The sequence below is a fragment of the Amycolatopsis sp. CA-230715 genome, assembly GCF_018736145.1.
GTDB lineage: Bacteria > Actinomycetota > Actinomycetes > Mycobacteriales > Pseudonocardiaceae > Amycolatopsis.
In genome coordinates, this window is sequence record NZ_CP059997.1 from 1,428,169 (window position 1) to 1,448,142 (window position 19,974).

The window sequence follows — 19,974 nt, forward strand, 5'->3', positions numbered from 1 at the left end:
TCACTCCTCGTCGCACAGCCCGAACCGGCGGATGTTCCGGTCCGCGATCGCCTGGATCCGCGCGAGCACGTCGGTCCGCGGCTCCGCGCCGAACAAGTGCGCGAACCGCGCCTGCGGGCGCAGGTAGTCGGCCACCGGCACGCGGCGCCGGATCTTGGACACCCCGACGACCTCGCCGCGTTCGGCTTCGAACACCGGGAACAGCCCGCTTTCCTTGGCCAGCCTCGCGATCCGGATCGTGTCGTGCGCCGCGCTCCCCCAGCCGAGCGGGCACGGCACCAGGATGTGGAGGTACCGCGCACCGCGGAACTCCATCGCCCGCTGGACCTTCGCCTCGAGATCGCGAAGCTCGGCGACGGTAGCCGTTGCCACGTAAGGGATTTCGTGCGCCATCGCGATCATCGGCACGTTCTTGCCCTGCCCGAAACGCGCGCCGGGTGCGGGCCCGGTGGCCGGTGTCGTGGTGGTGCGCGCCGCGGGCGGGGTGGCGCCGGAGCGCTGCACTCCCGTGTTCATGTACGCCTCGTTGTCGTAGCAGAGGTAGAGCACGTCGTCGTCGCGCTCGAACATGCCCGACAGGCAGGCGAACCCGATGTCGACGGTTCCGCCGTCGCCGCCCTGGGCGACCACCCGTACGTCTTCACGGCCCTTGACCTTCATCGCGGCCGCGACCCCGGTCGCCACCGCGGGCGCGTTGCCGAACAACGAGTGCAGCCACGGGATGCGCCACGAGGTTTCCGGGTAGGGAGTGGAAAACACCTCCAGGCACCCGGTCGCGTTCACCGCGACGACCCGGTTCCTGGTGGCCCGCATCGCCGCGTCCAGCGCGTAGCGCGCGCCGAGCGCTTCCCCGCAGCCCCGGCAGGCCCGGTGCCCGCAGTCGATCGAGTTGATCCGCTGCCGATCGGACTGCACGCTCCGGTCCTCTGGACCCAGCAGCCGGTTCCCGACCGCGAAACTCCCCGTCTGGTAGAACTTCACCGATTGCACCACGGTTTCCTCACCCGATCCTCGAAGCGACGGCGCCGAGGTCCCGGAGGATGTTCTCGGCACTCGGCCCGGAACGCCGCGTGGTGGCCAGCCGTTCGAGCTCGCGGTCGATGAGTCCCCGGTTCAGGTCGAGGAACGTCAACGGTGCCAGCTCGTCCGCCGCCGCGGCGATGAACAGTTCGGCCAACGACTTCTTCGTGATCGCCCGGCCGCCGAGACCGGCGACGACCGCGTAGCTCCGGATACCGGGTGCCGACGTCGCGACGTTCCGCGAGACGATCCCGCCAACGCCCGGTTCGAACGCCCGCTCGATCACCACGAGTCGCGTGGCGTGCGCGGTGGCCGCGGCGATCGCGTCCGCGGGGAACGGCCGGAAGCAGGTGATGCCCAGTACCCCGATCCGGACTCCCGCTTCGCGCAGTTCGTCGACAGTGTCCTTGACGGTGCCGAGCACCGAGCCGAGCGCGATCACCACCGTCTCGGCGTCCTCGCTCCGGTAAGCGCGGACGAGCCCGCCGGAATTGCGGCCGAACGACTCCGCGAACCGGTCCGAGACCTCGGGCACCACGTCCAAAGCGGACAGTTGCCTGGCGTGCGCGAGGTACCGCACCTCCGTGAACGCCTCCGGCCCCACCATCGCGCCGATGGACGCCGGTGCGTCCGGATCGACCACCTGGCGCGGCGCGTACGGCGGGAGGAACGCGTCCACCTCGTCCTGCGTAAGCAGGTCGACCCGTTCCCAAGCGTGGGTGAGCACGAACCCGTCCAGGCACACCATGACCGGCGTCGACAGCTCCTCCGCGATCCGGAACGCCTGCACGTGCAGATCCGCGGCTTCCTGGTTCGTCTCGGCGTGGAGCTGGATCCAGCCGGAGTCGCGCAGTGCCATGCTGTCGCTGTGGTCGTTCCAGATGTTGATCGGCGCGCCGATCGCCCGGTTGGCCACGGTCATCACGACCGGCAACCCGAGGCCAGCGGCGTTGAAAACCGCTTCCGCCATGTACAGCAGTCCCTGGCTGGCCGTCGCGGTGTAAGCCCTCGCGCCCGCCGCGGAGGCCCCGATAGCCACGGACATGGCGGCGAACTCCGACTCGACGTTGACGAACTCGCACGGCGTCAGCACCTCGGCCCGCACCAGCTCGGCGAGACCTTCGACGATGTGCGTCTGCGGCGAGATCGGGTAGGCGCAAACCACCTCGGGGCGGCACAGCCCGACCGTCTCGGCGACCGCGCGCGAACCTTCAATCTGCCTGAGCACCGGTCAGCTCCTCCCGTGCCGCCACCACGAAGTCGAAAGCCGCGGTGGCCGCTGCCACGTTCCCTTCGGCCAGTTCGCCGGCGAACCGCTCCTCGATGGCCGAGACGACCGACCGGAGGCGGACGAGACCGGTGAGCGCCGCGAACCCGCCCAGCAGCGCGGCATTCGGCACCGGGCGGCCGATCCGGGACAGCGACAGCTCGGTCGCGGGCACCATCGCCAGCCGATCGGGGCGGAGGCCGCGGGCGACCTCGCCGAACCCCAGTTCCTCCGGCGTCCGCGCCGCGTTGACGAGCAGGTAACCGCCGGAGCCGAACCCTTCGAAGAGCGCGACCTGGTGCAGCAGGGTCGCGTCCTGCACGATCATCGCGTCCGGCCGGACCACCGGCTCCCTGGTCCGGATCGCGCTGTCACCGACGCGGACGAAGGCGACCACCGGCGCACCGGTCCGCTCCGAGCCGAAACTGGGGAACGCCTGCGCGTGCCGCCCCTCGGCGAACGCGGCCATGGAGAGCAGCTGCGCGGCCGTGACGACTCCTTGCCCGCCACGGCCGTGGATCCGCACCTCGAACATCTCAGGTGCTCGGATGCTTGGCGAGGATCTCCCGCAAGGCGGCTACGAACCTCAGCGACTCGTCGTGGTCGCGTTGCCAGACGTTGCGGCCGAAGATCAACCCGGTGGCACCGGCCTCCATCGACTCGCGGGCCTTCTCCAGCATGGCCTCGTCGCCCGCCCTTCCCCCGCCCGACACGAGCAGCAGGGTCCGGCCCGCCGACCGGACCACGGCGTCGATCGCCTGCTGCGAGGTGAACTCACCCGAGTAGCTTTCCGGCACACCCGTGTTCTTGTCCGGGTGCGGGAAGTTCACCTTCACCACGTCGGCACCGAGTTCGGCGGCGGTCCTCGCCGCGTAGTCGACGGCGTAGAACGAATCCCGGCCACCCTTGGCCTCGATCGCCGAGCCGCGCGGGTACGCCCACACGATCAGGGGCATCCCCAGTCGTTGCGCGTCCGTGCGGACTTGGCGGTACTGCGCGAAGTCCCGTTCCTGCGCGGGCGTTCCCACGTACAGGGTGTAGCCGACGGCGTCGGCGCCGAGCCGCACGGCGTCTTCGACACTCCCGTGCAACGGCGACAACGCGTCCGCGTCCGACGGGATCTCGGTCTTGCCGTTCAGCTTCAGCACCAGCGGCAGTTCGCCCGCGTACTCCCAGTAGAACTTCTCCGCCAGTCCGATTTGGACCACGACACCGTTGAACCCGCCTTCGACCGCCAGCCGCAGGACGTATTTCGGGTCCCCGGCGGGCGGGTTCGCGAAGAAGTCCCGTGGACCGTGTTCGAGCCCTTGGTCGTAGGGCAGGAAGAACGCGGTGCCGTTACCGAGCCCGTGCTGGTGCAGGATCCGGTGCAGCCTGGTCTTCTTGCCGGTGGTCAAGCCGAGTTCGGCGAGAGCTGGACGCGGCACCATGGTTCGCCTCCACGTGTAGTGGCTGGGTTTACCGAAAGCCAACACCCGCGCGGCGCTGCGGCGCCGCGGCCGAACGCCACCGGCGACGGCGACGTGCGTACCCGATCCCGGTGACCAATGCCCCTACTGCCACCGGCGGCGTGGATTTTCCGACGGGCACTTCCCGGCCGCGTGGTCCGGGTGCCAGGAACGCAGAGACCGCAGCAACGGGTTCTTCTTGTAGTGGTGCCCGGACATCCGGTGCAGAACGTCGGCGAGCACGGACACCGCGTCCGCGACGAACGGACCCTTGTTGAGCATCACGCACTCCGCCCGCTCGCTCATCGCCGCGTCGGTGATCTCCGCGCGAGAGGGCTGTCCCTCCTTGGCGAGCTGTTCGAGCACCTGCGTCGCCCAGATCACCGGAAGGTGCGCCGCTTCGCACAGCCACAGGATTTCCTCCTGCAATTCCGCCATCCGCTCGTAACCGCATTCCACGGCCAAGTCGCCGCGGGCGATCATCACGCCGACCCGAGGCCATCGCATGGCGGTCAGCAACACCTGCGGCAAGTTCTGGAAGGCCCGTTTCGTCTCGATCTTGAGCACCACGCCGAGCCGCGTGGCACCGAGCCCGGTGAGCTCGTTCAGCAATCGCTCGACGTCCTCAGGACCGCGCAGGAACGACAACCCGACCGCGTCGGCGACTTCCGAAACGACGGTGAGGTCCTCCAGGTCCTTCGCCGTCAGCGCGGACACCGGCAACCGCGTGTCCGGCAGGTTGATGCCCTTGTCGGCACCGAGCCTCGCTCTACCGGTCTTGGTCCGGACCACCCGTACCCGCAGCGAATCCCGCTGGCGGCCGACCACCACACCGCTCACTTTGCCGTCGTCGAACAGCACCTGGTCTCGGATGTGAGCATGCTCGAACACCTCGGGCAGCGTGCACCCGATCCGCGGACTCCCCGGCACGACTGGGAGCGGCGAGCAGTCCGGCACCAGTTCGAGGACGTCGCCGGGACGCAGCAGCAGGCTCTGTCGCGCGGGCGGAACCGCGCCGACGACACCGCCGGAGCCCAGAACGCACCCGGTGGCCAGGTAGGTGGTGCGCTCGCTGCTCACCACCGCGCCGCCCTCGGCGAGCGCCACGGTCATCGTGCGGCGCCTGCCGCGCGCGTCCCGCACGGACAGCTGCTCGCCATCCTGGCGGGCGCCGAGCCACGCCGCGGGAACGGGGATCGGCACGAGCCCCGGTTCGGGTGCCGCGACCGGGTGCTCGGCCGAGGTCAGCCAGCCGCGCGCCGGTACCCGGACATGACCGAGGGCGTCCTTCTCCGCGCGGAGCCTGACCACCCTCGGCCCCGGCTCCAACGCGCCGGTGCGCAGTTTCGGCCCCGCCAGGTCCAGCACGATCCGGCACGGCCGCCCCGCCTCGGCCGCCGCCGTGCGCACGTGCCGCGCCACCGCCCGCCACACCGCGGGATCGTCGTGCGCGCAGTTGATCCGGGCAACGTCCATGCCCTGCCGGATCAACAGGCGCACCAGACCGAGGTCTTCCGCGGCCGTGCCCGGCAGTGTGACCATGATCCTCGCCCGGTGCGTCGGCGGCGCCGGGCCGAGCAGATCCGCCGCACGGCGCCGCAAAACCCGCGTACCGCGTCCCGCCACCGCCGGGTTCGGCGGATGCCACGCATCACCGGCGAGCGCCCTCACCGCCGCCGCGACCGTCCGCAGCGTGTCTTCCACGTGGGACTCGCTGCGCCCCAGTGACGACAGCCCGACCCCGGCCAGCCTGCCTTGCAGATCCCGGAGATCGTGCTGCCGAAGGGCCCAGTAGTGCACGAGGTTGCGCGCGCTCTCCCGCTGCCCGGCGTCTACGGACGCCAGCCACGGCGCCCACCGGGCCTCCGCGGCCGATAGCGATTCCAGCAGTCCGTCCACTTCGGCGCGCATCCGTGACAACGTGTCCACCTGACCGCACCTCTCCTTCCGTTCGACCGCGGAATCGCGGTGGGGCAAGCGGAAGCGCTCAAGTCACCCGCACACCGCTGAGCACGATCCAGATCCCGGCCTGGCCGAGCTTCGCGGGCTGCCCGAGTTGCAGGACCAGCTTGGTCCCGGTCACGGGATCGGTGACCTCGGCGGTGTGCGGATCCGCCATCGCGACCGACGGACCGGTCCAGCCGAACCGGATTTCCACGAACGCACGGGCGACCTGCGCCGGATCGAGGCGCCACGGCTGATGACCGGCGTCCACAGTGGACTGGAGCGCCGCCACCTGTGCCGGGGTGAACTCCTCTCCGCCGAACTTGCCGGGCACCGGTGTCACGGTGGTCGTCGGCCGCGGTGCCGTGCTCTGCGAGGGCGTCGGCGCAGGGGCCTGGGCCGGATGGTCGTCCTGGCGCGCCAGTACGACGACGACCGTCATGCCCACCGCCACGACGAGCACGGCGAGCACCACCAGCCAGCGGCGCCGCGTTCCGGAGGAAGCCATGGCGCATCTCCTTTCGAATCCGGTGGCGCGCCCGCGGCATCCGCCACCGGGTCACCGAGAACGCGTCGAACCACCAGCGGCGAGCAGGAGGCGATGTGCCGCTTTCGCGGCCTTCGCGACGTGTTCGTCGAGCGGCTCGTCCATCGGTGACCCCGCGATGCCCCCGGCCAGTTCCGTCACGGCCTCGTACAAGCGCGTGACACTCGCTTCCAGGTCGGCGAGGCGCGTGTCGTCCAGGTGTTCGTCGCGCACCGCGGGCTGGCCGGTGAGCTTGGCCCGCACGGAAGCGGGGAAGACCGCCAGTGCGTGGCCGAGCTGGCCAGGGGAAAACCGGTCGCCGAGCGCGGTGGTCACCGCGACCGCGACCCGGTCCACATCACCGATTTCGATGTCCGCCTCGATCGCGAACCGCCGCTGGAACTCCTCGCCGTCGAACTCGGCAGGCACCCGGTTCGGCCGCCAGCCCTCGAAGTAGAGACCACGCAGGAGGGTCGGGAGCTGAGCGGCGAGGTGCGCGGCGGAATGCACGCTCAACCGGTCGCGGACCACGTGGAGCCATGCCCGCAGCGCGCGGTAGGCGAAGTCGCGGTCCTCGGTGCCCAGTTCGGTGCGCACCTGGCCCAGCCAGTCACGAGCGGTCCGTTCTGCTTGCGCGATCGCGTCCTGTCGGTGTGGCATGTCGTCTCCTCGCCGCCAGACTCGTTCCTGGCTCCAGGGTCGACCGCGCGCCCGGCGGCAGGAAGGGCTCTTCGGGAGCGGGGCCGGGGACCTTCGTCCATTCACGCCACGACCGGTGGGCCGAGACGCATCCGGTGGTTCCTTCGTCGCCACCGCGAAGGACCGAATGCCCTACCCGCCGCTACCGGAAGATCGAAGACTCGTTCCGTGACCAAGCGAATCGTGATACTCGGCGGCGGCACCGGCGGCACGGTGGCCGCGAACCGGCTCCGGCGGTCCCTCGGCGGCGGTGCGCACATCACCGTCGTCGACCGCGACGACGACCACGTCTACCAGCCAGGGCTCCTGTTCGTGCCGTTCGGCCTGGCGGACCCGGAGGACCTCGTACGGTCGCGGCCCCGTCAGCTGCACGACGGCATCCGCTACCACCGCAGCGACGTGGAACGGGTCGAGGTCGACAAGGAGCTGGTGCACCTCCACGACGGCGCGGTGCTGCCGTACGACGTCCTCGTGATCGCCACCGGCGCGCGCCTGATGCCCGAAGAGACCGAAGGGCTCACCGGCGAGGGGTGGCACGAGACCGTGCACACCTTCTACGACCTCGACGGCGCGATGGCGCTGGGATCCGCGTTGACCGGGTTCACCGAGGGCAGGCTCGTGGTCAACGTGGTCGACCTGCCGATCAAATGTCCCGTGGCACCGCTGGAGTTCTGCTTCCTCGCCGACTGGTACCTCCGCGAACGCGGTGTCCGCGACGACGTCCAGCTCGTCTACGCCACACCGCTCGACGGCGCGTTCACGAAACCCGTCGCCGCCCGCACCCTTTCGGGACTGCTGACGGAAAAAGGCATCGAACTGGTGACGGAGTTCACCACCGGCGAGGTCGACGGCGCGGGTAAGCGCCTGGTTTCCTACGACGGCCGCGAGCTCGCCTTCGACCTCGCCGTGGTGGTCCCCCCGCACGGCGGCGCGTCCTATGTGGACCGTTCGCCGGGGCTGGGCGACGAGTTCGGTTTCGTGCCCGCCGACCCGCGGACCTTGCGGGCCAAGGCGCACCCGAACGTCTTCGTCATCGGTGACGCCGCGGCGCTGCCCACGTCGAAGGCCGGTTCGGTGACCCATTTCGAGGGTGAAGTGCTCGCTCGCAACATCGTCAGCTTCCTGGGCGGGGACGAGCTGGACGGCGAATTCGACGGGCACACGAACTGCTTCATCGAAAGCGGCTTCGGCAAAGCGCTGCTCATCGACTTCAACTACGACACCGAGCCGCTTCCGGGTCACTTCCCCGCCCCGATCGGCCTGCCGCTGCTCAAGGAGTCGCGGCTCAACCACCTCGGCAAGCTGATGTTCGCCTGGTGGTACTGGCACGGTCTCCTTCCCGGACGCGACATTCCCGGTGTCTCCGCGTCGATGCCCCACAGCGGCAAGCACTTTCCCACCACCGCGGACACCTGAGCCACGAGGAGGAACATCCCATGTCGACCGCTACCTACGCGGGTACCGAAGTCACCGTCAACGAAGAAGGCTTCTTCACCGATCCCGCCGCCTGGACCGAGGCGATGGCACCGGAAATCGCCGACGAGGCCGGTATCGCCGAACTCACCGACCAGCACTGGCAGGTCATCAGGCACGTTCGCCACGAATATACGGAAAAGGGCTCAGGGCCGACCGTTCGGGCATTGGGAAAAACCTCCGGCGTCGGAGTGAAACAGCTCTACGAACTGTTCCCGAAAGGCCCGGCGAAGCTGGCGGCGAAGATCGCCGGTATCCCGAAGCCACGCGGCTGCATCTGAGCCGGAAAAGGAGAAGACATCGTGATCGAAAAAGTTTCCATCATCATCTCGAAAGGTTCGCTGGAAGCCGTCTACCCCGGGCTCATCATGGCCAACGGCGCACGAGCCGAAGGGATCGAGGCCAACCTGTTCTTCACCTTCTTCGGCCTGGACGCCGTCCACCGAAAGCACCACGACCACATCAGGCTGGCCACCGTCGGCAATCCCGGCCTCCACCTCCCGACCCTGGCCGGCGCCCTGCCCGGCGTTTCCGCGGCGATGACGGCCTACCTGGCCAAGAAGATGGCGAAGCTGGATATCCCGCCCATCCCGGAGTTCATCGAAATGATCTCCGATACCGGCGCCGGGCTCTACGCGTGCAAGGCCTCGGTCGACCTGTTCGAGCTGGCCAAGGACGACCTGATCGAGCAGGTGCAGGACATCATCACGGTCGGCGAGTTCTACGACAAGGCGGACGGCGGCCAGATCGTCTTCACCTGAAAGCCGCGAATCCCCGTGCCCGGCCTCGTGCGACGAGGCCAGGCACGGGGATCTTCCGTGTGTCAGGCAGGCGGGGCGATCAGGCCGTAGTGCCCGTCGTAGCGCCGGTAGAGGACGCTCCCCCGCTCGTTCTCGGTGTCGACGAAAAACACGAACGGCATCTCCGACATCGTCAACCGCGTGATGGCCTCGGTGACCGGCAACCGGACAGCGGGGTGCTCGCTCACCGTCAGCGATACCCCGGTCTGAGGGATTTCCTCGGGTACCGGCCGGACCTGCGCCAGCCGGTAGCCGTCCGGGGTGCGGTACAGCACGCTGTCCTGGCCCGTGGTGTTTTCGACGAACAGGTGGAAGGCGTAGTCCATCGAGTCCATCTCGTCCGCGGCCTCGTCGACCGAGCACGCGGCAAGCGTGAAAGCCTTGTGCCGCACGATTTGGCACTCCTCTTCCGGTCTGGGGAAGAAGGCCGGCCGAGCCGATCGCTCGGACCCGTGGCGCCACGAGCCAGGATGCGGCCATCGGCCCCGCCTGGCTTCCCACCGGGTCGACGACTTCGCCAATCGCGTGCGCAGCCGTTCGCACAACTCGTCCACCGCGCCGGCCACCGTGGCCGCGGCGGCCTGCGCGCGCACGGCCCGGCCGCGCAGCCGTACGTTCGCCTGGGCCACCACGCGGCGCTCGCGCGTCGGGTCTCGCTGCTCGGTCACTCGCACGCGCGCGTCGAGCACGGGCTTCGGCGCATGGCCGAGGCTCTCCATGACGCGGTCACGGGCGTGCTCCCCGGCGCCGGGGAGGGTGCCTCGTACGGTCACCCGCACGTCGGTTTCTGTGTTGATCGTCGTCTCTCGCACATCGACCACGATGTCCGCCCGGTCCCCGTGCCGGCTGGGGTCCAAAGACCCGTCTTCGGCGGAATTGGTCTGCTCGCTCAGTCCGTCGCGGGGACGTGGGGTTGCGGGAGGGGAACTCGCCATTCGAGCCGGGTTCCGGCTCCGGGCTCGCTGGTGATGGAAAAGCCGCCATCGTGGATCTGAGCCCGCTCGCGCATGTTGCGCAGGCCGCTGGAGCGCGTGGTGGTGCCGAGGCCCCGCCCGTTGTCGCTGACGCGGAGGACCAGTTCGTCGCCGACCGCGAGACTGAGCTCGGCCTTGGTGGCGTGGGCGTGACGGGCGAGATTGGACAGCGCCTCACGGGTGACGGCCAGCAGGTCGGCGGCGATGTGGTCCGGCACCGCGGCGTCGATGGGGCCCGCGAAGCTGACGGTGGGGCTGAAACCGAGGTTGTCGTCGGCTTCGGCGATCAGGTCCGCGAGCTGGATGCGCAAGCTCACCGCTTCTTGTGGGTGGTCGTGGAGGCCGAAGATCGCGGTGCGCAGGTCCCGGACCGTGGCGTCGAGTTCGCCGATCACCGTCCGCACCCGCTCGGCCGCGCGCGGGTTCCGGATCAGTGCCGCGCTGCCCTGCAGGATCAGGCCCGCGCTGAAGACGCGTTGGATGACCTGGTCGTGCAGATCGCGCGCGATCCGGTCGCGTTCGGCCAGTACCGCGTTTCTCGCCCACGCCCGCGCTTCGGCGTCACGTGCGGCTTCGAGTTCGGTGTGCAACGCGATGATGCCGCGGTTGGTGGTGTCGAGTTCCTCGGTGAGGTCGGCGATGCGCTGGTGCGCGGCAGCGAGCTCCGCCCGCGTACTCGACGGCTCGTGGTCTTCCGGTTCGCTCATCGGTCGCCCCCTGCCGTGGCTTCGCCGGTGTCCTTGACGACGAGCACCGCGGCGTCGTCGTTGCCCCTGGCGTGATCGCGGTGCACCACGGCGGCGATCACAGCCGGGTCGTGGCGCAGCAGACCGGGCCAGCGGGCCGGATCCCATCGCGTGTCGATGCCGTCGGAGGTCAGCACCGCGGTGGACCCCGCTGGCCAGGTGCGGATGGCCGGGTGCGGCCGGGGCGGCCGCAGGGAAGTGCCGAGCGTCCCATGCTGGCCGAGCACCTGATGGTGGTCCGAACCGGTGAGGACCCGGCAGGTGATGTTGCCGACCCCGACGAAGGAGAGTCTGCTTTCGCCCGGCTCGATCCAGCAGAGTCCGAGGACGCCGCCGCGGGTGCCCCGCATCGCTTCGTGGGCGCGCCGGGGAAAGTCGGTGAGCCAGTTGTCCGCAGCCCGCTGCCGTTCGAACGCTTCGACCGCCGCACCGGCCGCCGCGGCGGCTTCCGGTCCATGGCCGAGGCCGTCGACCACCAGCGCCGCCACATCCGATTCGACAGCGGCGACGGCCCAAGCGTCCCCGCTGGCACCGGCACCGCCGAGCGGGACGGTGACCCCGCCCCACCGCCACCGCCCGGCGCCCGACTCCGCGGCCCGGATGCGGACGAGGACGACCGTCCCGGACCGCGTGGAGTAGGTGTCGAAGACCGACGCGCGGCGCCGGACACCGGCCAGACCCACCCCGAGCCCGCCCGCCCTCGGCGGGCCCGGTTCGTCCGGCATACCGGGGCCGTGGTCCACCGCGAGCAGTTCGAGCCCGCCGCCGGTCGGCCGGGTGAGCACGTACCCGCCGGCGGTGTGCCGAAGGATGTTCGTGGCGAGTTCCGTCGCGACAAGTTCGGCATCCCCGTCGGGCAGGCCGGGCAGCGTGCTCGCTTCGGCGGCCATCGCCCGGCGGAGCACGCCGACGTCTTCGACGACGCGGACCGGGTACCGCCGGTGCGTCGTGCTCATCACCGCGCCCATTTGGTGATCGTGACCGTGGTCCCCGATTCTCCGGTGACGATCGTCAGCTCGTCGACGAGCCGTTTGGAGCCCGGCAGACCCAGCCCGAGGCTGCCGCTGGTGGAGTAGCCGTCGGTCAGCGCCGCTTCCACGTCCGCGATACCGGGGCCGTCGTCGGTGAACACCGCCCGCACCCCGCGGCGCCCCGGCTCGCGCACCTGCTCGACCCGCAGCACACCGCGCGCACCGGTGGCGTAGGTCAGGATGTTGCGGGTCAGCTCGCTGCCCGCGGTGATCAGCTTCGTCGAATCGACGAGGCCGAGCCCCGCCTCCTCGGCGTGCGCGCGCAACGACTGGCGCACCCGGATGAGATCGGCTTCGGTGGCGATCGCCACCGAAGCCCGACCGGTCTCAGTCAGCTCCGTAGCCATCGCCACGCACCGCATCGTCGCGAAGCCGCCGCAGCAGGGCCAGCCCCTGCTCCGCGTTCAGCGCCGTGTCCAGGTGCCCCATCGGGATACCCAGTTCGACCAGGGTGATCGCCACAGCGGGGGCGATCCCCACGATCGCCGCCTGCGCACCGAGCAACCGGATCATGCCCACCACCCTGGCCAGCACCCTGGCGATGAACGAATCGACCACCGTCAGCCCGCTCACGTCGATCAGCACGCCCGCCGCCTGGGTGCGCGCCACCTCCTCGGTCAGGTGCTGCTCGATGCGCACCACCGTGGCGTCGTCCAGATCGCCCTGCAAGGTGACGAGCAGGGTGTCACCGATCTGCAGGATCGGCACCGCCACCTCGCTCACGCCCGGCCACCGGTCACGTTCCTGGCGATTTCGTCCGCTTCGCCCGCCCTTTCCCGCAGGATCCGCAAGGCGAGCTGGAGCGCGTCCCGCAGCGTGTTCCGGCTGCGCAGCCGCCCGAGGTCGATACCGAGGTGCACGATCGCTTGCGCGGTCTCCGGTCGGACACCGCTCACGATGCTCACCGCCCCCATCAAATTGGCCGCCTGCACGGTTTTGAGCAGGTGCTGGGCGACCAGAGTGTCCACTGTGGGCACACCGCTGATATCGAGGATGACGACTTCGGCCCGCAGCTCGGCGATGTTCTCGAGCAGGCTTTCGGTCAACCGCATCGCCCGCCCGGAATCCAGGGTGCCGATGATCGGCAACGCGATCACCTTGTCCCACACCTGGATCACCGGTGTGGACAGCTCCATGATCTCGTCCCGCTGCTGCCGCAGCCGCGCTTCCTGTTCGCGGCGTTCGGTGACATCCCGGATCGCGGCGCACACCTGCGGCCCCTGATCGGTTTCCAGCGGGCTCAGGCTGATTTCGACCGGGAACTCGGTGCCATCGCGGCGCACGCCGAGCAGGTCGAGGCCCACGCCCATCGGACGCACCGCGGGCGCGGCGAGAAACCCGTCGCGGTGGCGGACGTGGCGCTGGTGCAGCCGTTGCGGGACGAGGATTTCGATCGGCTGGCCGACCAGTTCGTCGCGCGGGAACCCGAACAACCGCTCCGCCTGCCGGTTGACCAGCGTGATCCGCCCGTCCGGCCCCGCGATCACCATCGCGTCCGGCGCGGATTCCAGCAGGGCCCGGAACATCGACTCGTCCGAGCGCCGTTCCGTCACGTCCCTGGTCAGCGTGGCGAAACCGGTCACGGCGCCGTCGTCGTCCAGGATCGGCGCCGCGACCACGTTGGCCCGGAACCGGCCGCCGTCCTTGCGCACGCGCCAGCCCTCGACCTCGACCCGGCCGCCCGCGGTGGCGGCGTCCAGGTCCTGCCGGTCACGACCGGCGGCGCGGTCTTCTTCCGTGTACAGCACGGACACCGACCGGCCCCGGATCTCCTCGGCCGCGTACCCCGTCAGTGCTTCGGCGCCGGAACCCCAGTCGACGACGGTCCCGGAAGCGTCCAGCCGGATGAGTCCGTCCCCGGCGAGCATCGCCACCGCTTCGAGCTCCCGCACGCGCGACCCTGGATCGGATCTCGCCGACGCCCCGTCCATGCAGACCTCCCGATCCGGCACGCCCTTCCGCGTGGCGCCCCGAATGCTATCGGCCGAAGCTCCGCCCGCACACCCGCCGGCCGGTCTACCTCCAGTCCTCGCGGTAGTCAGCGGTGGACGGGATGCGCAAGGGCGCCGCGGCGGGCGCCACGGGATACCCGACGCGCAGGATCAGCTGGGGAAAACCGGCCAGTCCGAGCTGGTCGACGAGGTCGGAGCGCACCTCGGGCAGTTTCAGCGGCTGGGTCAGCACTGACGCCGCGAGGCCCCGTGCGACGGCGGTCAGCCAGACGCGCTGCATCGCGGCTCCGGCCCGCACCTGGTCCCGCCTGGTGTCGTCGCCGGTCACCAGTACCAGCAATCCTTCACGCGCCAGCCGCTCTGCCAGCGTGACGGTGTCCGGGAGGTGCGTGCTGGAGCGCACCAGACCCGCCCACGGCAGGCTGGCCCTGGCAGCACCCGGCTCCGGGACCGACGGCATCCACGCGGCCAGTTCCCGTTGGTAGGCGCGGTCTTCCCTCAGCACGGCGCCGGCGTGGGCGAGCAGCTCCGCCAGCCCGGTCGATTCGCGACGGGGATCGATCACCCGAGCCCACGTTCCGCCATCGCGGGCGATCTCGGTCAGCAAGCGCAACTCGTGCGCGGAAACTCGGTCGAGACGGAACGGAGCCCGGTGGCTGCGACGGCGGAAGAGCGCCGTGTAGCGCTCGTCCTCGACGGCGGTGGTGTCCTGACGAGTGGACGTTTCCAGCCTGGCCACCAAGTTCGGCCGTCGGTCGTCGGGGAACACCGACACCGCGGCATCCCGGCCGAGTGCTCGCACGGCGAGATGGAGGTTGGCCACCGCTGCACCGCAGGAAATCATCCGGTCGCGTCCCGCGGGGTCGTGCCGCGGCAAGGCGGCGGTGGTCCGTTCGTGGAGTTCGGCCGTGCCCGTATCGGTTTCCAGCACCCAGGGCTGGGTGTTGTGCACCGACGGCGCGTGGCTGATGGCTCGCGCCAGGATGCCGATCTCGATCGCCGACCACTCGATCATGGCGTCTCCTGCTCCTGGTCGCGCTGACGACCCTCTCCGCGAATGGCTTGTCCTGCGGTGCTTCCAGCGTCGTTTGCCAGGTCCGGGCCGGACAGAGCCGCCCGCCCTCGACCCGAGGGCCGAAGTGCCTTCCGGGTGGAGCCCCTCGGCGAGATGACCTTGGTCCCTTCGGCAGGGGACCTTCGCCGTGCCGGAACTCGCCCGGAGTCTTTAGCCTGGAACACGGCAAGCTGGCAGCGTCTGAGAGAGGCAGTGTCTTCGTGATCAAGGTGTTCCTGGTCGACGACCACGAGATCGTCCGGCGCGGAGTGGCCGAGCTGCTGGAGTCCGATCCCGAGCTGTCGGTGATCGGCGAAGCGGGATCGGTGGGGCACGCGCTGGCCCGGATCCCGGCGCTGCGACCGGACATCGCCGTGCTCGACGTCCGGTTGCCCGACGGCAACGGCATCGAGCTGTGCCGCGAGCTGCGGTCCAAACTGCCCGAGCTGAACTGCCTAATGCTGACCACGTTCACCGACGAACAGGCCATGCTCGACGCGATCCTCGCCGGCGCCGGTGGTTACGTGATCAAGGACATCCAGGGCATGCGGCTGGTGGCCGCGGTCCGCGAGGTCGCGTCCGGCAAGTCACTGCTGGACAACCGGGCGGCCGCGACGCTGATGGCCAAGCTCAGGGCAGGCATCGAAGCGAACACCGGGCCGACATCCGGGTTAAGCGAGCAGGAGCGCACCCTGCTCGACCTGATCGGCGAAGGCTTGACCAACCGGCAGATCGCGGCGCGGATGTACCTCGCGGAGAAGACGGTCAAGAACTACGTCTCGCGGCTGCTCACCAAGCTCGGCATGGAACGCCGCACCCAGGCCGCCGTACTGGCCACCGAGTTGCGCGGCAAGCGTTCCGAGCACTGACACGATGCTGTCGCACTGACCGCCGCGACTTCCGGGTGCCCGTGGCCGTCCAGTAGGGACGTTGGTCCCCACCGGTGTGCGGAAGACTCGGCGGATCAACGTCCACAAAGGACGATCGTGCGGCGTTCGACCGGTCTCTCGTCGAAGCCGGGTGGACGGTCGGCCACCCCGGCGAGGAGAAACCACATGGTCCAGTTGTTCCCGGCGCATTCGGCGCCCCGCAACACCAAGGTCGCGATCGTCGGGGCGGGCGCGGTCGGCGCCACCATCGCCTACGCGTGCCAGATCCACGGCGTGGCGCACACGATCGCGCTCTACGACACCAACGCCACGAAAGTGCGCGCGCAGGCGCTGGATCTGGCCCACGGCAGCATGTTCACGCCCACGACCGAGGTCGTGGGCAGTGCCGACGTCGGTGTCTGCGCCGACGCCGACGTCGTGGTGATCACCGCGGGCGCCAAGCAGAAACCCGGCCAGGACCGGATGGCACTCGCCGGGGACAACGTCGCACTGTGCCGTGACCTCGTGCCGCGGCTGCTGGCGGTGGCACCGGAGGCGATCCTGGTCCCGGTCACCAATCCGGTCGACGTGGTCACCCGGGCGGTGCTCACCTTCAGCGGGCTGCCCGCGCGGCGGGTCGTCGGCTCCGGCACCGTGCTGGACTCCTCGCGGCTCCGGATGCTGATCTCCGAGCACTCCGGCGTCGGCACGCCGAGCGTGCGCGCCTACATCGCGGGCGAGCACGGGGACAGTGCCGTCCCGCTGTGGTCCGGCGCGTTCCTCGGCTCGGTCCCGATCTCGGACTGGAAGACCGATGGCGCGCCGGGTTTCCCCGACGAGATACGAACCGCCATCAAGCACGCGGTGACCAACGCCGCGTACGAAGTGATCGCGGGCAAGGGCGCCACCAGCTACGCCATCGGCCTCGCCGTCGCCTACGTCCTGGACACGATCCTCGGCGACCAGCGCCTCATCCTGCCCGTCACCAGCCTCGTCGAGGACTTCCACGGCATCACGAACGTGTGCCTGTCCCTGCCCCGCCTGCTGGACCGTTCCGGCGCGGGTGCCGTGGTGCCCTTACCGCTGGCACCGGACGAACTCGACCAGCTCCGGGCGTCCGCGGAAAAGATCCGTGCCCTGTGCCACGAGTTCGGCCTGTGAGACACGACCGGGAGGCGACGATGACCGGGAACCGGGACCACGGGGCGGACAGGATCCGCGCGACCGCGGTGGTCGAGCGCTACGCGCGAGACCCCGCCGAGTTGGCGGAGCTGCTGGACATGCTGGGCCTCCTGAGCCGGCCAGAGGACCGCGCACCGGCACCCGCGCGCGGCGGGCCAGGGCGGCGGTTGCTGATCAGCGAGCTGGCCGCGATGGTCTCCGCACAGCGCCCACCGGCCGCGGCACCCCACTGTTGACCTCTCCGCGACCGCGCTCGGGATCACCCGGATCTGCGCCCGACCGCTGCGAGCAGGGGGCATCGGGCGTGATCGGTGAACGCCACGGGCGAGGGCTGCTGATGCGCGGGTCAGGCGCGTTTCGTCGTGACCTGGTCCGCGGTGCGGCGGCCCGTCATCGGGACCGGGTAGCCGTAGCCGATCCTCAGCAGCGTCTGCACCTGGCCGCGATCTTTGAACAGCTTGAACAGCTCAGGACGGGTGTCAGCGGTCTCGAACGGCTGGGACAGGAACGAGCTGGCGAGGCCAGCGGCCGTGGCCGCCAGCAGGACGCGTTGCATGACCATGCCCGCGTGGACCTGGTCCCGCGGCCCGGAGCCCGGCGCGAGCACCGCGGCGAGCAGCGGCTGTTGCTCGTACGAACGCCCTGGCAGGTCGTGGTTGGCGTGGGAGTCGCGCAGGACGATCAAACCGTCCTGCAACGGTGGTGGCGCGGCGGAAGTGGTGGGCACGCCGTCCGGGCACCCCGCCGGGCGCCTCGTCCAGCTCGCCGACTCGGTGCGATAGGCGATGTCGTTGCTCTGCACGAATTCCGCGCGCCGGATCAGGGCGACGATGCGGTCGTACTGCCCTGACGCGTCAATGAAGACCAGCGCTCCGCCTTGGGTGAGTGCCGCTGTCTCGAGCCGACGCCGCACCCCTGGCGGCACCGGCCGGTCCGAGAACGGGCGCCGATTGGTGTGCCTCCTCGCGATCGCGTCGGCAAGCGCGCGTTCGTCCGAAGTGGACTTGTGGTTGCCCGTGACGCGTGCGGTGGCGAGCAGATCCGGGTGCGCCGGGTCCGGGAGCGTCCGGACGTCGGCGAAGACACCGGCATTGCGCAGGGCCAGGTCGAGGTTGAGCATCGCGGCACCGCACGCGAGCCGCGCCTCCCACGCGTCGGGATCCGCCACGGGCAGCACCCGGCTCCGGTCGAGCCACAGGTCGACGCGCTCGTCCCCTGCCTCGAACCGCCACGGTTGCGTATTGTGCGGCGACGGCGCGAGGATCGCGGATTCCACCGCCCGGTCCAGAACGGCCGGAAGTGCTCGGTTCATCGTGTGCTCCGTACTCGTGTGGATCGGCTCTCGGCCGAGTTTCGTACCGAGATGGCCACATCCGATGCGGTCACCCGGCCCCGGAACGAAGGACTTTCGCCATCGCTCCGCACGGCGGGCCCGCTCACAGGAGCACGCGTTCGCCTACACCCGGTACCACCGCACACCAGCCTTCGTCCGCGTGCAGCCGCTTCGCCAACGCGCGTTCACGATCGGGCTCGCCTTGGGTCAGGTACGTGGTTTCGGGCCGGGGCCCTTCCTGCGCCCACGCCACCAGCTCACCGGCGTCCGCGCTGATCCCGAACCCGCCGAACTCGACGACTTCCGCGCGGACCGGGAGGTACCGGCCGTGGATCTTCACCTGCCGCGCGTGGCGGGCGAGTTGATCGGCACGGGTGCCCGGCACCGCGTGCCCCGGCAGCAGGACGGCGTTGCGGGGGTCCGGCAGCAGGCGTTCGAGATGGGCAAGCACGCGGCCGCCCGTGGCCATTCCGGCGCCGGCGATGACGATCGACGGCGCACTCCCGTCCGGTCGGCCCGCGCTCCGCCTGGTCCGCAGCTCGACCAAGCCGGTGGGCGCGCCGAGCGGACCCGCCGGGTCGCGGCGGACCTCCGGCCACCGCTCGCGCAGTGCGCGCTGGTACACCGCCAGCGCGGTCAGTCCGGCGGAACTGTCCAGGTACACCGGCACGTCCGGGATCCGCCCGTCTTCACGGAACAAGCGCAGCAGCATCAGCAGCACCTCGGTGCGGTCGACGGCCGCGGCCGGGATGACGACGCTGCCACCGCGCGCCGCGGTGCGGCGGATCGCGTCGGCGAACCGGTCGAACTCGTGCTTGTCCGGTGGCGCTTGGAGGTCGGGTCTCGCGGTGAGGACCAGTGTGTCGCAGTCGGGGCGCGCCTGCGGCGGCCGGAGGATCGGGTGCGCCGTGCCGCCGAGCGGACCGCAGAGCACCGCGCTGCGTTCGCCGAACCGCAGGTGGGCCCACGCGGAGCCGAGGGTGTGACCGCTGCGGCCGAACTCGAGCCCGATCCCGTCGGCGATCTCCTGCGAAGCACCGAACGCGAGCGGCCGCAGGAGCTCCGCCACCGCCGCCGCGTCCGCGACCCGGAACGACGGCAACGCGGGATTGTGCTTGGACGAGCCGAGCGCGTTGGCGATCGCGGCGTCCTCGACGAACTGGTGCGCGCTGTCGAGGAGCGCGATGGGCACCAGCTCGGCCGCGCCGGGCGTCGCGAACACGGGGCCCCGCCAGCCTTCCGCGACCAGCGCGGGCAGGTACCCGCAGTGGTCGAGGTGCGGATGGGTCAGCACGACGGCGTCGAGCCGGTGGAGCTCATCGGGTACCGGTGACCAGTTGCGGCGCCGCATCGCAGCGGGCCCCTGGAACGTGCCGCAGTCGACCAGCACCCTGGAAGCCGAGGTCTCGACGAGGAACCGGGTACCGGTGACCGTACCGACACCGCCGTGGAAGGTGAGCGCGGGACGGCGCCCGCGCCTGCGCGGCAGGGACGGGCTGCGGCCGGGCTCTCCGTCCGGCTCCCTGCGCTGCGATCTCGCTGCCCGCTTCGCGTTGGCCAGCATGTGCTGGAGGGACACCGGTGTGGACATCCGTACTCCCGTTCGAGTGTGTCCGAAGTGGACATTCAGAAAACGCTGACTGTTGACGATCTTCG

22 protein-coding genes are annotated in these 19,974 nt (G+C 70.3%); 6 read left to right on the plus strand and 16 right to left on the minus strand.

Annotation, left to right across the window (positions count from 1 at the left end; translation table 11 throughout):
• The 7 genes from HUW46_RS06780 to HUW46_RS06810 all read right to left on the minus strand — a co-directional run bounded on the left by HUW46_RS06780 (position 1) and on the right by HUW46_RS06810 (position 6,865).
• Entirely contained in the window at positions 1 to 990 is a 990-nt protein-coding gene (locus tag HUW46_RS06780) for a thiamine pyrophosphate-dependent enzyme (protein WP_215546466.1), read from the minus strand.
• A 10-nt stretch (positions 991 to 1,000) separates the two neighbouring features.
• Positions 1,001 to 2,248 carry a transketolase C-terminal domain-containing protein gene (locus tag HUW46_RS06785; protein WP_215546467.1) on the minus strand — a complete coding sequence of 416 codons (1,248 nt, stop codon included), beginning with the start codon at positions 2,246 to 2,248 and terminating at the stop codon, positions 1,001 to 1,003.
• Positions 2,232 to 2,822, minus strand: coding sequence for a 2-oxoacid:acceptor oxidoreductase family protein (locus HUW46_RS06790; RefSeq protein ID WP_215546468.1), 591 nt, complete (start codon positions 2,820 to 2,822; stop codon positions 2,232 to 2,234). The genes HUW46_RS06785 and HUW46_RS06790 overlap by 17 nt, the downstream gene beginning before the upstream one ends.
• A gap of 1 nt (position 2,823) precedes the next feature.
• On the minus strand, positions 2,824 to 3,717 hold the full coding sequence (locus HUW46_RS06795) for a class I fructose-bisphosphate aldolase (protein ID WP_215546469.1): 894 nt from the start codon (positions 3,715 to 3,717) through the stop codon (positions 2,824 to 2,826).
• 123 nt (positions 3,718 to 3,840) lie between these two features.
• Positions 3,841 to 5,664: a pyruvate kinase gene (locus tag HUW46_RS06800; protein WP_215546470.1), complete on the minus strand. Its 1,824-nt coding sequence runs from the start codon at positions 5,662 to 5,664 to the stop codon at positions 3,841 to 3,843.
• 58 nt (positions 5,665 to 5,722) lie between these two features.
• Entirely contained in the window at positions 5,723 to 6,187 is a 465-nt protein-coding gene (locus HUW46_RS06805; protein WP_215546471.1) for a hypothetical protein, read from the minus strand.
• 51 nt (positions 6,188 to 6,238) lie between these two features.
• On the minus strand, positions 6,239 to 6,865 hold the full coding sequence (locus HUW46_RS06810; RefSeq protein ID WP_215546472.1) for a DUF2267 domain-containing protein: 627 nt from the start codon (positions 6,863 to 6,865) through the stop codon (positions 6,239 to 6,241).
• Positions 6,866 to 7,072: 207 nt separating this feature from the next.
• Between HUW46_RS06810 and sqr the strand changes: the two genes are divergently transcribed.
• From sqr to HUW46_RS06825, 3 genes are read left to right on the plus strand one after another with little or no spacing between them, the layout of a single operon-like run.
• A complete protein-coding gene (gene sqr, locus HUW46_RS06815) occupies positions 7,073 to 8,320 on the plus strand; it encodes a type III sulfide quinone reductase, selenoprotein subtype (RefSeq protein ID WP_215546473.1) in 1,248 nt (415 codons plus the stop codon).
• 20 nt (positions 8,321 to 8,340) lie between these two features.
• Positions 8,341 to 8,658 (plus strand): TusE/DsrC/DsvC family sulfur relay protein, encoded by a 318-nt coding sequence (locus tag HUW46_RS06820; RefSeq protein ID WP_215546474.1) that lies wholly within the window; start codon positions 8,341 to 8,343, stop codon positions 8,656 to 8,658.
• A gap of 21 nt (positions 8,659 to 8,679) precedes the next feature.
• A complete protein-coding gene (locus tag HUW46_RS06825; RefSeq protein WP_215546475.1) occupies positions 8,680 to 9,138 on the plus strand; it encodes a DsrE/DsrF/DrsH-like family protein in 459 nt (152 codons plus the stop codon).
• Between the two features lie 62 nt (positions 9,139 to 9,200).
• Here the strand turns inward: HUW46_RS06825 and HUW46_RS06830 are convergent, their stop codons facing one another.
• The 7 genes from HUW46_RS06830 to HUW46_RS06860 form a co-directional block, all read right to left on the minus strand.
• Complete coding sequence (locus HUW46_RS06830) at positions 9,201 to 9,989, minus strand: sigma 54 modulation/S30EA ribosomal C-terminal domain-containing protein (RefSeq protein WP_254125879.1); 789 nt, start codon at positions 9,987 to 9,989, stop codon at positions 9,201 to 9,203.
• A 77-nt stretch (positions 9,990 to 10,066) separates the two neighbouring features.
• On the minus strand, positions 10,067 to 10,858 hold the full coding sequence (locus HUW46_RS06835; protein ID WP_215546477.1) for a sensor histidine kinase: 792 nt from the start codon (positions 10,856 to 10,858) through the stop codon (positions 10,067 to 10,069).
• Positions 10,855 to 11,865 carry a SpoIIE family protein phosphatase gene (locus HUW46_RS06840; RefSeq protein WP_215546478.1) on the minus strand — a complete coding sequence of 337 codons (1,011 nt, stop codon included), beginning with the start codon at positions 11,863 to 11,865 and terminating at the stop codon, positions 10,855 to 10,857. Before HUW46_RS06840 ends, HUW46_RS06835 begins: the two co-directional genes overlap by 4 nt.
• Positions 11,853 to 12,275 (minus strand): ATP-binding protein, encoded by a 423-nt coding sequence (locus HUW46_RS06845; protein ID WP_215546479.1) that lies wholly within the window; start codon positions 12,273 to 12,275, stop codon positions 11,853 to 11,855. Before HUW46_RS06845 ends, HUW46_RS06840 begins: the two co-directional genes overlap by 13 nt.
• Positions 12,256 to 12,651: an STAS domain-containing protein gene (locus HUW46_RS06850; protein WP_254125881.1), complete on the minus strand. Its 396-nt coding sequence runs from the start codon at positions 12,649 to 12,651 to the stop codon at positions 12,256 to 12,258. The genes HUW46_RS06845 and HUW46_RS06850 overlap by 20 nt, the downstream gene beginning before the upstream one ends.
• Complete coding sequence (locus HUW46_RS06855; protein ID WP_215546480.1) at positions 12,648 to 13,859, minus strand: PAS domain S-box protein; 1,212 nt, start codon at positions 13,857 to 13,859, stop codon at positions 12,648 to 12,650. Before HUW46_RS06855 ends, HUW46_RS06850 begins: the two co-directional genes overlap by 4 nt.
• Before the next feature lie 85 nt (positions 13,860 to 13,944).
• Entirely contained in the window at positions 13,945 to 14,895 is a 951-nt protein-coding gene (locus HUW46_RS06860; RefSeq protein ID WP_254125883.1) for an Acg family FMN-binding oxidoreductase, read from the minus strand.
• A gap of 260 nt (positions 14,896 to 15,155) precedes the next feature.
• Here HUW46_RS06860 and HUW46_RS06865 point away from each other — a divergent pair, with 260 nt between their 5' ends.
• The 3 genes from HUW46_RS06865 (at position 15,156) to HUW46_RS06875 (ending at position 17,221) form a co-directional block, all read left to right on the plus strand.
• A complete protein-coding gene (locus HUW46_RS06865; protein WP_215546481.1) occupies positions 15,156 to 15,803 on the plus strand; it encodes a response regulator in 648 nt (215 codons plus the stop codon).
• A gap of 186 nt (positions 15,804 to 15,989) precedes the next feature.
• On the plus strand, positions 15,990 to 16,964 hold the full coding sequence (locus HUW46_RS06870; protein WP_215546482.1) for an L-lactate dehydrogenase: 975 nt from the start codon (positions 15,990 to 15,992) through the stop codon (positions 16,962 to 16,964).
• Between the two features lie 20 nt (positions 16,965 to 16,984).
• The gene (locus HUW46_RS06875) at positions 16,985 to 17,221 is read left to right on the plus strand and encodes a hypothetical protein (RefSeq protein WP_215546483.1); all 237 of its coding nucleotides are present in this window, start codon (positions 16,985 to 16,987) and stop codon (positions 17,219 to 17,221) included.
• A 110-nt stretch (positions 17,222 to 17,331) separates the two neighbouring features.
• On the opposite strand, the gene HUW46_RS06880 is transcribed toward HUW46_RS06875, so the two are convergent.
• Positions 17,332 to 18,297 (minus strand): Acg family FMN-binding oxidoreductase, encoded by a 966-nt coding sequence (locus tag HUW46_RS06880; RefSeq protein ID WP_215546484.1) that lies wholly within the window; start codon positions 18,295 to 18,297, stop codon positions 17,332 to 17,334.
• A gap of 124 nt (positions 18,298 to 18,421) precedes the next feature.
• A complete protein-coding gene (locus HUW46_RS06885; RefSeq protein ID WP_254125884.1) occupies positions 18,422 to 19,909 on the minus strand; it encodes an MBL fold metallo-hydrolase in 1,488 nt (495 codons plus the stop codon).
• Between the last annotated feature and the right edge of the window lie 65 nt (positions 19,910 to 19,974).

Excerpts from the sequence above, each read along its gene's own strand:
- HUW46_RS06790 (WP_215546468.1), bottom strand. The coding sequence starts at position 2,822 with ATGTTCGAGGTGCGGATCCACGGCCGTGGCGGGCAAGGAGTCGTCACG.
- HUW46_RS06795 (WP_215546469.1), bottom strand. The coding sequence starts at position 3,717 with ATGGTGCCGCGTCCAGCTCTCGCCGAACTCGGCTTGACCACCGGCAAG.
- HUW46_RS06805 (WP_215546471.1), bottom strand. The coding sequence starts at position 6,187 with ATGGCTTCCTCCGGAACGCGGCGCCGCTGGCTGGTGGTGCTCGCCGTG.
- HUW46_RS06810 (WP_215546472.1), bottom strand. The coding sequence starts at position 6,865 with ATGCCACACCGACAGGACGCGATCGCGCAAGCAGAACGGACCGCTCGT.
- HUW46_RS06820 (WP_215546474.1), top strand. The coding sequence starts at position 8,341 with ATGTCGACCGCTACCTACGCGGGTACCGAAGTCACCGTCAACGAAGAA.
- HUW46_RS06835 (WP_215546477.1), bottom strand. The coding sequence starts at position 10,858 with ATGAGCGAACCGGAAGACCACGAGCCGTCGAGTACGCGGGCGGAGCTC.
- HUW46_RS06840 (WP_215546478.1), bottom strand. The coding sequence starts at position 11,865 with ATGGGCGCGGTGATGAGCACGACGCACCGGCGGTACCCGGTCCGCGTC.
- HUW46_RS06845 (WP_215546479.1), bottom strand. The coding sequence starts at position 12,275 with ATGGCTACGGAGCTGACTGAGACCGGTCGGGCTTCGGTGGCGATCGCC.
- HUW46_RS06855 (WP_215546480.1), bottom strand. The coding sequence starts at position 13,859 with ATGGACGGGGCGTCGGCGAGATCCGATCCAGGGTCGCGCGTGCGGGAG.
- HUW46_RS06860 (WP_254125883.1), bottom strand. The coding sequence starts at position 14,895 with ATGATCGAGTGGTCGGCGATCGAGATCGGCATCCTGGCGCGAGCCATC.
- HUW46_RS06870 (WP_215546482.1), top strand. The coding sequence starts at position 15,990 with ATGGTCCAGTTGTTCCCGGCGCATTCGGCGCCCCGCAACACCAAGGTC.
- HUW46_RS06875 (WP_215546483.1), top strand. The coding sequence starts at position 16,985 with ATGACCGGGAACCGGGACCACGGGGCGGACAGGATCCGCGCGACCGCG.
- HUW46_RS06880 (WP_215546484.1), bottom strand. The coding sequence starts at position 18,297 with ATGAACCGAGCACTTCCGGCCGTTCTGGACCGGGCGGTGGAATCCGCG.
- HUW46_RS06885 (WP_254125884.1), bottom strand. The coding sequence starts at position 19,909 with ATGTCCACACCGGTGTCCCTCCAGCACATGCTGGCCAACGCGAAGCGG.